General features: G+C 68.2%; 7 protein-coding genes and 2 riboswitches. All 7 genes read right to left on the reverse strand.

The window, feature by feature from the left end; translation table 11 throughout:
• On the reverse strand, window positions 1-961 hold a 961-nt coding region (locus VFU06_04950), incomplete at its 3' end, for a glycosyltransferase family 4 protein (protein HEU5208741.1).
• Window positions 962-968: 7 nt separating this feature from the next.
• A complete protein-coding gene (locus tag VFU06_04955; GenBank protein HEU5208742.1) occupies window positions 969-1,898 on the reverse strand; it encodes a polysaccharide deacetylase family protein in 930 nt (309 codons plus the stop codon).
• Window positions 1,898-3,847 (reverse strand): glycosyltransferase, encoded by a 1,950-nt coding sequence (locus VFU06_04960; GenBank protein HEU5208743.1) that lies wholly within the window; start codon window positions 3,845-3,847, stop codon window positions 1,898-1,900. Before VFU06_04960 ends, VFU06_04955 begins: the two co-directional genes overlap by 1 nt.
• Before the next feature lie 69 nt (window positions 3,848-3,916).
• The gene (locus VFU06_04965; GenBank protein HEU5208744.1) at window positions 3,917-5,770 is read right to left on the reverse strand and encodes an ABC transporter ATP-binding protein; all 1,854 of its coding nucleotides are present in this window, start codon (window positions 5,768-5,770) and stop codon (window positions 3,917-3,919) included.
• 298 nt (window positions 5,771-6,068) lie between these two features.
• Complete coding sequence (locus VFU06_04970) at window positions 6,069-7,754, reverse strand: hypothetical protein (protein HEU5208745.1); 1,686 nt, start codon at window positions 7,752-7,754, stop codon at window positions 6,069-6,071.
• Window positions 7,755-7,892: 138 nt separating this feature from the next.
• Window positions 7,893-9,602, reverse strand: a complete 1,710-nt coding sequence (locus VFU06_04975; GenBank protein HEU5208746.1) for a hypothetical protein — start codon at window positions 9,600-9,602, stop codon at window positions 7,893-7,895.
• 11 nt (window positions 9,603-9,613) lie between these two features.
• A riboswitch (cyclic di-GMP riboswitch) is annotated at window positions 9,614-9,705 on the reverse strand.
• Window positions 9,706-9,864: 159 nt separating this feature from the next.
• Window positions 9,865-9,992, reverse strand: a riboswitch (cyclic di-GMP riboswitch).
• A gap of 176 nt (window positions 9,993-10,168) precedes the next feature.
• A partial coding sequence (locus VFU06_04980; GenBank protein HEU5208747.1) for a lasso peptide biosynthesis B2 protein occupies window positions 10,169-10,612 on the reverse strand: 444 nt, incomplete at its 5' end.

Genomic DNA, 10,612 nt, shown 5'->3' on the forward strand with positions numbered 1-10,612 from the left:
TGCGCCCGTGCTCGACGACCTCCCGCAGCGCGGGCAGGTCGGACGCCACGACCGGAAGGCCGAGCGCCATCGCCTCGAGCGCGGCACCGCCGAGCCCTTCGTGCAGCGACGGAAAGACGAAGATGTCGCTGGCGGCGAGCAGGTCCGGCACATCGGTGCGATGCCCCAGGAACACCACATGGCCATTCAGCCCGAGCTGCGCGTGCATGCTGCGCAGCGCAGGGGTCATGTGTCCTTCGCGGCCCGCGATGAGCACCCGTAGCTCCGGATTGCGCGGCAGCAGGCTCGCCGCAGCCTGCAGCAGCGTCCACTGCCCCTTCGGATGCTCCTGCCGCCCCACATTGATGAGCACGGGCTGGTCCGCTGCGATGCCGAGCATGGCCCGCACCCGCAGCCGCCGCTCCTCGGACGGCTCGCCGAGACGGTGTGTGTCCCGTCCCCGCTCGATCACGGTGATGCGCTCCGGTCGGATGCCGAGCGCCGCCACATAGCTGTCCCGCACCGCGTGCGAGATCGCGTGGAAGTGCGTCGTCAGGTGACGCGCGGTCCAGCCGTCGATCTCCCGCACGAACCGGAATGCCTTGCGGCTCAGTCGCTCGTCGCGTGCGCGCGATGCGACGTACGGCGTTCCGACCAGGCTGCTGATCACGGGGATGCCCGTGCCCGCCGCACCGAGCCGGCCTGCCACGTGTGAGTCGAACAGCGTCGTATGCACCACGTCCGGCCTGATCTCACGCAGCAGGAGCCGAAGCTCGCGCGCCCGCTGCAGGTGCGTGCGTCCCGCCAGCACCTCCACCCTGCAGTCCGTCAGCCGTACCTCGGACTCGACGCCGATCTCGCGCCGACGCAGGCACACGACGGTGGTCTCGATTCCGGCCGCCCGCATGTGCGGCAGCAGCTCCGCCAGTGAGCGCTCGGCGCCGCCGGCACCCAGGCCGTTGATCAGGTAGAGCAGCCTCATGCCGGCCTCACGTGCGACCGATCGAGTGGTGCATCAGGGGATGCAGCCCCGATACGATGTTGCGGAACCGGCGCAGCGCGGTGGTCGAGTTCACGCGCACACGCGAGATGCCGTACATGTTCGCTGGCGGGAACACGCCGATGCGGTGATCGAACAGGAATGCCGCGGCGTATTCCATGCGCGCGAGCAGCGCGTCCACGCGCGTGTCGCCATTGCCGTTCGGGTATGCAAACACGCGCGGTGCACGGCCCAGCCAGGTCTCGAGCAGTGCGTGTGCACGCGTGAGCTCGTACTCGATGGTGTCGTCACTGCACCGGTCGAGGCACGGGTGCGAGTGCGTGTGGCTGCCGATCTCGATTCCGCCTTCCTCGAGTTCCCGGAGCTGCTCCACCGACAGCTGCGTGCGCGCCACCGGTGCATGCGCTCCACGCAGCTCGTCGAGCACGCGCCGCCGCTCGTCGTCCGGCAGGCGCTTCAGGGTGCGCACCGCGGCATCCGGCGCCATGCGCCCGAGTCGCGGGTGCACCGCGCCGCCCCCGACAAGCGCGCGTACTTCCTGGAACCACGCCGGCCGATCCGTGCCGATCAGCTCGGTCACGACGAATGCCACAGCCGGGATCCCGCGCTCCCGCAGCAACGGCAGCGCGTGCTCGTGGATCGTGACGTCGCCGTCGTCGAAGGTGACGAGCACGGCACCGCGCGGCAGTGGAGCGCCGTGCGCCGACGCGCGCAGCACGTCCTCCACGCGGACCGGGTGCATCATGGCGGCGAGGTAGTCGAGCTGCTGTGCAAACCGGTCCGGGTCGACGACGTCGTGGTAGGCGAGGATGACCGGCCGGTGCCGCGACCATGCGTGCCACAGGTGGGCCACGCGCGGTGGCCGCGACTGGCCGGAGCGTGTCACCGGCGGAGCGGACGGGCGGGTGAGCGTCGCCATCAGGAGTCGCTCGCGTCCGCGGCCGCGCCCGCCCAGCGCCGTTTCGCCGCCGATGGTGCGAGCGACAGCAGCAGCCGGGACCAGTGCTCGAGACGCACGGGATCGGCAAGCACCGCCTGCACGAAGTGCCGGCGCGAATCGCGCAGCCTGCCGATCCGCAGTGCATTGACACCCGCGATCGCCTGGTACTTCGCATGGTGCGTCGGGTCCCTCCGGAACAGGTCGCGATGCGCACGCAGCGTGTATGAGCTGCCGAGGTAGATCGATTCGGGGTTCCCGCGGATGCGCGGCCCTTCGTGCACGTGCACGTGGACCAGCGCGTCCGGGATGCTGTGGAGCACGTAGCCGCGGCGGCGCACGAGAGGGATCAGCCGCATTGCCAGCTCGGTGTGCTGCCCCGACCGCAGGCTGTCTGCGTAGCCGCCCACCTCCTCGAACACCGAGCGGCGCAGGGCGAACACACCGCCATTGGTGAAGCGGCCGGTCACGTGGTCGAACATCGGCCCCATGTCCTCGGGCACCCTGGTTCGCACCCCTGCCTCGTCGCCGTGCTTCTCCAGGCCGCAGCAGACGACGTCGGCACCGGCCTGCTCCAGGGCTGTCCGCAACGTGGCGAGCCAGTGCGGCCGCGCCTCGTCGTCGCTGTCGAGGAACGTGATGTACGTCCCCTGCGCCAGCCGCGCGCCGTGATTGCGCGCTGCGGCGGCACCGGCATTCTGCTGGTGGACGTAGCGCACTCGCGGATCAGTGATCGCCTCCACGAGCGCGCGTGTGTCATCCGTCGAGCCATCATCGACGATGATCAGCTCGAGATCGGGCATCGTCTGCGCGAGCACGCTACCGATTGCGCGCGGCAGCAGGTGCGCACGGTTGTAGGCGGGAATCACCACCGAGAACGCCGGTGAGGCGGCAGCGGCCTGCGACTCCGTCGCCGTCGGCCTCCTGCTTCTCATCATCTCGCGGAAGAATGCGACGTGGGCCGCGGCCGTGCGCGCCCCGTCCCACTCCCGCTCGGCATGCTCCCGGTTGCGCTCGCCCTGTCCCTGCCTGCTCAGCTCCAGCCCGCGCCGCATTGCTCTCGCGAGCGAGGCCGGATCCCCGGGTGTGAACACCGGGTTGTCCGTGCTGCGCAGCAGCTCCCCCACCACGCCAGCGTCCGGGCCGACCACCACGCGACCGAACCCGAAACCCAGGATCACGTTGCCGGAGTTCAACGCCTCAAGCCGGGGCACGACCACCACGTCCGACGCGAGGAAGAACCGCTGCACGTCGCCCGCCGGCACGAAGCGGAGGCACGCCCGCGCCCGGCGCTCGAGCGCCAGCGCGGTCGTGACGCGCAGCCGCTCCGCGCGGGACATCCCGGTGGCCAGCTTGCCCGCAATCAGCAGCCTGCCCTGGGGCACTGCCGCCGCGCGGAACGCTTCACGCACGAGGCGCAGCTCGTCCGTTCGCCGCACGCGGCCGAAGCACAGGAACACTGCCTCGCCTGCGTCGAGCTGCAGCGACGCACGCGCGGATGCGGCATCCCGATCTGCGGGGAAGGAGGAGTACCTCGCGTGCGGGATGATCACACCCGGGAGTGCGCGCGTGTGCGGATAGTGCTGCTCGACTGCGGCGGCCGAAGCGGCGCCCATGTGAATGAGGCCGTGCACGGCGCGGAACACCAGCTCATAGGCGCGCCCCGTTGCGTCGCGTGCTGCGGGCATGTGCGGCGCGATGTTGTGCACGGTCGCGACGAGTACGGCGCGCTCGCGCCACCACGCGAGCCGCGCAGACAGCCGGTCCAGCTGCGCCGGCTCCGGACGACGCCAGCCGAGGAGCGCCTCCGGCCAGTGAAGGTGCACCACGTCGAACTCCGGACCGGTCGCGTCCCAGAACGCGTCTTCGCTGACGACCACATCCGTCACGCCTGCCGACTGCGCCAGCGCCTCGGCAAGCTCTGCGATCACGGGATTTCCGCTGCGTGCAGCTATGAGAATGCGCATCCTGGTCCGAAATGCTCCGGTATCGGGGAAAGCTCAGCCGACCTCGATCACCGGCTCGAGCGAAGGTGCAGTCGTAACACGGGCGGTGCCGTTGCCCACGGCGGCAAGACGCACCATCTCCTGCAGCTGACCGTTGCGCGCGGCCAGCTCGTGCAGCGCACCGCTGTCGACCAGCCGACCACTGTCGAACATGAAAACGGTGTCGCACTCGCGGAGCGTCGAAAGGCGGTGTGCGACGAGGATGATCGTCTTCTTCCTGGAAAGGCGGCCGATCGCCTCCATCACCCCGCTCTCCGTCATGCCGTCGAGCGCGCTCGTTGCCTCGTCGAAGATCAGCACGTCCGGGTCGCGGTACAGTGCACGGGCGATTCCGATGCGCTGCCGCTGCCCGCCGCTCAGCCGCACACCCCGATCGCCGACCACCGTGTCGTAGCCCGAGGCGAGCGAGCTCACGAACTCGTCGATGTTCGCGATCCGCGCGGCCCGCTCGACCGCGGCCAGGTCGATCTCGGCATCCGGCACACCGAACGCGATGTTGCGGGCAACGGAGTCGTCCGTGAGGAAGATGTGCTGCGGCACGTACCCGACTCGCCGGCGCCAGGAGCTGATCCTGCCCTCCGTCAGCGGCTCGCCATCGACGCAGATGCTGCCCTCCTGCGGAATCAGCAGGCCGAGCAGGAGGTCGACCAGCGTCGTCTTGCCGGCGCCCGTGCTGCCGATGAAACCGACCATCGCGTTCCTGGGGATCTCGAGGTCGACATGCCGCAGCACCCACCCCTCCGACGTGGGATAGCGGAACGACACGTCACGAAATGCGATCGAGCGGTGGAACTCGACCGGCTCCGCCACGGCCGTCGTCGGGCGGGCCTTTTTCGAGGAGAACAGGTCGTCGTGCAGCACCTCCAGCGCGGGCCCGTGGAAGCGGATCTTTGCCAGGGACTGGAAGATCGTCTGCAGCGCAGGCATCAGGCGGTAGGCGGCGAACACGTAGACGCCGATCACCGGGAGCAGCTCGGCCACAGTGCCGCGCGTGCCGAGCACGTACAGCACGATCAGGAGCACACCCCCGAACGCGACCGTTTCCAGCGCAAACTTCGGCAGCTCGCTGATGATCGCGTTGGATGCCTGGGTCGTCGTGTAGCGCGTCGATGCAGCGGAAAAGCGACGCGTGAACTCCGCCTCGCACCCCAGCACCTTCACGTCCTTGATGCCGATCAGGGCCTCGCTCGAGGACTTGTACCTCGCGCTGCCGGCGCTCACCCGCTCCCGACCGAGCCGGAGCTGCTTGCGACGGATCACCAGGTAGATGAGCCCGTACATGCCTCCCAGGACGAACGCTGCCACGGCGGCAAGCAGCGGGTCCAGCGCGATCAGCAGCACCAGTATCATGGTCGCCAGCACCGACTGCGCGAACAGCTTCAGCCCCGGCACCAGCACACCGTTCACGACCGCCGTCACCTCGCCGAGTATGTTCTTGCTGAGCTTCGCCGTGTTCCGGCCGAGAAAGAACTCGTAGGGCTCGGCCAGGTACCGCTCCAGCATCTGCACGGAGAGCGCATGGTTCTTGTCCCATGTGAAGCGCGTGATCATGTACGTGGCACCGGCGACAATGCCGTTGCTGAGCCCGATCACGAGCAGGACGGCCACACCGAGCGCGAAGAGAAACGACGTCTCACTCGCAAAGCCGAGCGTCACGTAGACCCAGTTCAGTCGTTCGTTCGTGTGCACTACGCCCGGATCGGCAACAACACTGAGAAAGGGCAGGATCGAGGCGACGCCCAGCATCTGCGCCACGCCCATCAGCAGGATCGCTCCGACCAGAGTCAGCAGCCGCAGGCGCTCGCGGCTGTCGAACAGATCGAGAGCCTGCCGGAGTACTCGTCTCACGCGGATCGGCCGTTCATCTGGCGAGCGATTCGTCATGCGGCACCCGGTCCATGCACCGGACCGCTGTGTCGCATGCGGAGCTCGACCTGGAAGGGGGGAGCGTGCTCGCGTCGTGGTACTCACGACACCGCCCGCCCTGAACAGCGCGCAAGGGTCAATTTCCGTACCGTGCAATGCGACCTGCATCGCCAGAAATCCCGCACCGGCGCGCACTTCTTCTGCCCCGTGCCAACGACCTGTGCGGTGGTTTGCCGGGGTCGAGCAACACCCTTGTTGTGGGTGCCCTACAGGTCCGCGCTCAGTTCATCAAGGGACGGGCAGCAGTGGACGGTCCCGGGTCGAGCTTGTGCACGACTGTGCGCTGCTTCGCGACATCCAGTGTGATCTCCCAGCGGGCGCCGTCGCCGTTCTCGATGATGATGCTGGTGCCGGCGAGTGCTGCGGGGAACGGCAACACGACATCGACATCCGCGGGCTGGAGTCCGCAGTTCCGGAACAGCGCAACGAATGGGTTCCGCACCTGCGCGGTCGTGACACGCACCTTCGGTGCACCTGGTCCGGCCTGGAGCGAACAGTCGACGAACTCCGTGCGATTGGTCGGCGGCAGCCGGAGCAGGCCCGTGACCAGTGCAGGCCCGGAGTGCGCGACCACGCGGATCCCCTGGAAGCGGGCGGGCCCGCCGTCCACGGAGCTGTGACGCGACGTCGCATGCTGGATGATGCGGTCCTCGAACGAGAACGTGTTCACGTAGCGATGCGCATTGCTGTACGCACCGTTCTCGATGCCGGCATGGCCGTGACGGTACGTGATCGCGTTCACGATGACGTGGGGCGCGCCGTTGTTGAACCACAGGCGGATCCCCGAGCCACGGTTGTTGTGCGCGACGTTCCCCTCGCTGAATTCCCACACGGCCAGGCCGTTGTTGTCTGCCCGTGACGGCCACTCGAAGCCGTGCGCTGAGGCGCTGCCGCGCGCGCCCGCAGCGACGCTGTTGCGGATCACGTTGCCGAGGCCGCCCCCCAGGGTCACTGCAGCATAGCGGCTCGTCCTGCCGCTGACCCGGCGCGGCATTTCGACACCGGCGACGGCTAGCCGGTCGACCAGGACGTTGTCCGTACGATCACCGAGGTCCCACCAGAATGCTTCGCCGTAGCTGTTGACGCTGACGACGTCGATGAACGAGATGCCGTGCGAGCCGTGCGGCACGAAACCGCGGCCCCGGCTGTCGACGGCCGCGACGCCACGGACGATCGTACCCGTCGTGCCACTGCCGCCGTGGTGCAGATGGAGCGCATAGCGCCCCTCGACCGGCCCCTCCGACGCAGCGTTGCTGATCCCCAGCTCGCGCAGCGTGACGTACTCGATGCGCTGCGGCAGCTCGGAGTGGATGTGGATGTGCCCCGGCCCGCGGATGACGATGTCACGCGTGACATTGATGACCTCCGCGGAGGGTAGACGCGGATCGACGCGCGGGATCGGTTGCCCGGGATGCCAGCGGCGGACGGTGTAGTCGTCACGCGCGGTGGGCGTGATGTAGTACTCGTCGTCCGCCTCCCAGCTCGGGTCCCGGCCCGTGCGGTTCCAGGAGCTCTTCGGCGTGCCCCGGACGTCGAGCACGCCCTGGCGTCCGATCCAGAGTCCGATGTCGCGGCTGAAGCGCGGCTCGTAACCCATGCCGCCGCCGACGTACGCGTCCGGGTCGGCGCCGATGAACCGGAGCGTGGAGCCGGGGCGCAGGGCAATGACGCCGGAATCGGTACGGAGGTTACCGGCGATCCGCACGTTGCGGCCGATCAGCCAGCGCTCACGGCCGGGCACGACCACATCGTGCTCGATGAGCGTGTCGGCCAGGATACGATCCCACTGCTCCGGTGTGCGGGGTGCATGTCCGGGGACGGGCGCGTTCTGCGTGAGCGCGCCGGCAGACGTCGTAACCAGGGGCAGCAGGCAGAGGATCACGGAGGCGGATCGGATGGGGTTCATCGTGCGCTCCTGCTCGGGCGACTGTGCCGTCCGCCGGCACGGCAGCACACCGCCTCCGGCCGCATCATCGATGCCGCAGACACGACAAAGGGGGCGCCGGCATCGGCGCCCCCTTCGGAGTTTCCCGGCTTGCAGCGGCTAGTCGATCCGCGTCGTGACCTTGGACCGGGCCGCCATGTCGAGCGTGATCTCCCAGGCGTCGCTGCCGTTCTCGATGACGATGCGGCTTCCCTCGATCGCGGCCGGGAACGACCCCGTGACCATGAAGTCGTCGGGCGTGAGGCCGCAGTTCCGGAAGACGATCTGCAGCGGATTGGCCGCCTTCTCGGTGTTCCACAGCACGTCGGGCGAACCCGGCGAGCCTTCGAGCTTGCAGTCGACGAATTCGGTCGGCTGCAGCGGCGGCAGGTTCAGCACGCCGAACGCGAGCGCGGCACCGTCCGCGGCGTAGACCTCGACACCCTCGAAGCGCGACGGGCCGCCATCGACAGCATGCTTGTTCGAGGACGAGTGCTGCACCATCCGGTCATCGACCGACAGCGTGTTGATGTAGCGGTGCGAGTTGCGGTACGCGCCGTTCTCGATACCCGCCGCGCCGTTGCGGTACGTGATCAGGTTCTCGATGACGTGGTTCTCACCCTTGTTGAACCACAGGCGGACACCGGAGCCCTCCACGTTGTGCGCGACGTTGCCGTCGTTGAACTCCCAGACGGCCGGCCCGTAGTTGTCGGCGCCAGAGGGCCACTCGAAGCCGTGCGCTCCGCTCGTACCGCGCGCACCGGACACGACGCTGTTCCGCATGACCATGTTGTAGCCGCCGCCCATCGTGACCGCCGCGTTGCGGGACATCTTGCCCGTAAGGGACCGGTGCGCGTGCACGCCGCTGACCGCCAGCCGGTCCACCGTGAGATCGTCGGTCCGGTCACCGATGTCCCACCAGAACGCCTCACCCAGGCTGTTCACGCTGACGTTGTCGATCATCGTGATGCCGTGCGACTCGTGTGGCACGAACACCCGGCCGCCACTCTCGACCGCGGCAACACCGCGGATGATCGTGCCGCGCGAGCCGTCGCGCGCATAGTGCAGGTGCAGCGCGTACCGGCCCATGACAGGACCCTCGTGCGCGAGGTTGGTGATCCCCATGTTCCGCAGCGTCACGTACTCGATACGCTGCGGCTTCTTCGACGTGATCAGGATATGGGCAGGTCCCTCGATGAGGATGTCACGCGTGACGTTGATCACTTCGGCCGCGGGGACGCGCGGATCGATCTGCGGGATCGGCTCGCCAGGATACCAGCGACGCGGAGCGTAGTCACCACGCTCCGTCGGCGTGATCCAGAGCTCGTCGTTGGGGGACCACGACGGATCACTGCCCGTGCGGTTCCAGCCCACCTTCGGTGTGCCCCGGATGTCCAGGACGCCCGCCCGGCCGACCCAGACTCCGATGTCGCGTGCATACTTCGGATCCCAGCCCATGCCGCCGCCGATGTACTCCTCCGGATTTGCACCGATGAAGTGCAGGCTCGAGCCGGGACGCATTGCGATCGTTCCCGAATCGGTACGCAGGTTGCCCTCGATCCAGACGTTCGGACCGATCAGCCACGTCTCGCCGGCGGGCACGACGACGTCACCCTTGATCGTGTCGTTCTCGAGGACCTTGTCCCACGCGCCCGGGTTCTCCGGCGTCGGGTCCTGGGGCGTCGGGTTCTGCGGTGTGGGGTCCGGCTCCAGCACGCTCTGCGGAGAGTCGCATGCGCCGAGGGCGACTCCTGCGAGCAGAGCAAAAACGGCGATTGAACGGCGTACGACCACTGGCTGACCGCGATGCGCGGCTGCAATAATCCTCATCTTTTTTCTCCTTCGGCAGCTCGACTGGCATAGCGGTTGTCAGCCGCTTTAGCCTCGTGGCTTTGCGCCCCCGTCTTTCGTTCCGGGTTTGCCGTTGTCGAGAGCGTCCGATGCAGCCGATCGGACATGTTTCGTCGCGTGCGCCTGGGTCAGCGGCACTGCCAGACCGTGACGGTCCAGGCCTGCACACCTCCTGTTGGGGGAACAACGAAACGGGCCGCCGGCGCGTCTCCCGCTCCGTTTTCCGGAGTGAAAGAGCAACGCTGGCGGCCCGGCGAGCCTGGCGGATCCTCTTTGCCGTGCTGATGGCGAAACCATCTGCTGGCGACGGACCGCGGTAGCCCCGTGACTCTGCGCCACCGCCTTTCGGCGGCTTTGCTCTGAGCAGCGAGCTCGATGGGCGACAGCGCCTGCTGCGGTGCGTGTCGCCGATCGGCCGAGAGGTTAATGGCGATTTCTGGGGGGTGCAAGGGGGCTGGGACGAACTGCAAACGGCACCATTGTCGAACCGACAATGGCGCTGGCAAAGTCCTGCGCACGCCGCGCGCGATGCGTGCCGTGCGCGGTTAGTTGCGCGTCGCGGAGCGTTGTTCGGACACCGGCGCTGCGTTCGGTGCAACACCGGATCGTGTCGGCAGCAGGTGCGCAAAGTCGGGCAACAGCCGGTACGGTCGCCCACGACGCCCGCCCACGACGACCTGCCCGTTTACCTCGACCCACGCATGCGCACCGAACTCTTCGCCCTCCATTTCAATGCCGACGCGCAACGTGGAATGCACGCCGTTCCGTGCGAGCAGCGACTGCGCAGCGAGCGCCTCCACGAGACACGTGGACTTCCAGAGGCGGCGCCCCGATGCGCGCACCGCGTGGCAGATCGCAGCTACTGCGGCGCCGTCGTCCTGACGGTCCCCGCGGACGGCGTCGACGCGGTCGAACACGTGCGCGAGCACCCGCGTCGTCGGCAGTGTCCAGAGCGCCAGTCGAAACCCGATGCAGTACAGGTACGCCCG

The sequence above is a fragment of the Longimicrobiales bacterium genome (assembly GCA_035764935.1).
In the GTDB taxonomy this organism is placed as follows: Bacteria; Gemmatimonadota; Gemmatimonadetes; order Longimicrobiales; family RSA9; genus DASTYK01.

Bases quoted from the DNA above. Each gene is read 5' to 3' on its own strand.
- VFU06_04955 (HEU5208742.1), bottom strand. From the start codon at position 1,898: ATGGCGACGCTCACCCGCCCGTCCGCTCCGCCGGTGACACGCTCCGGC.
- VFU06_04970 (HEU5208745.1), bottom strand. From the start codon at position 7,754: ATGAACCCCATCCGATCCGCCTCCGTGATCCTCTGCCTGCTGCCCCTG.
- VFU06_04975 (HEU5208746.1), bottom strand. From the start codon at position 9,602: ATGAGGATTATTGCAGCCGCGCATCGCGGTCAGCCAGTGGTCGTACGC.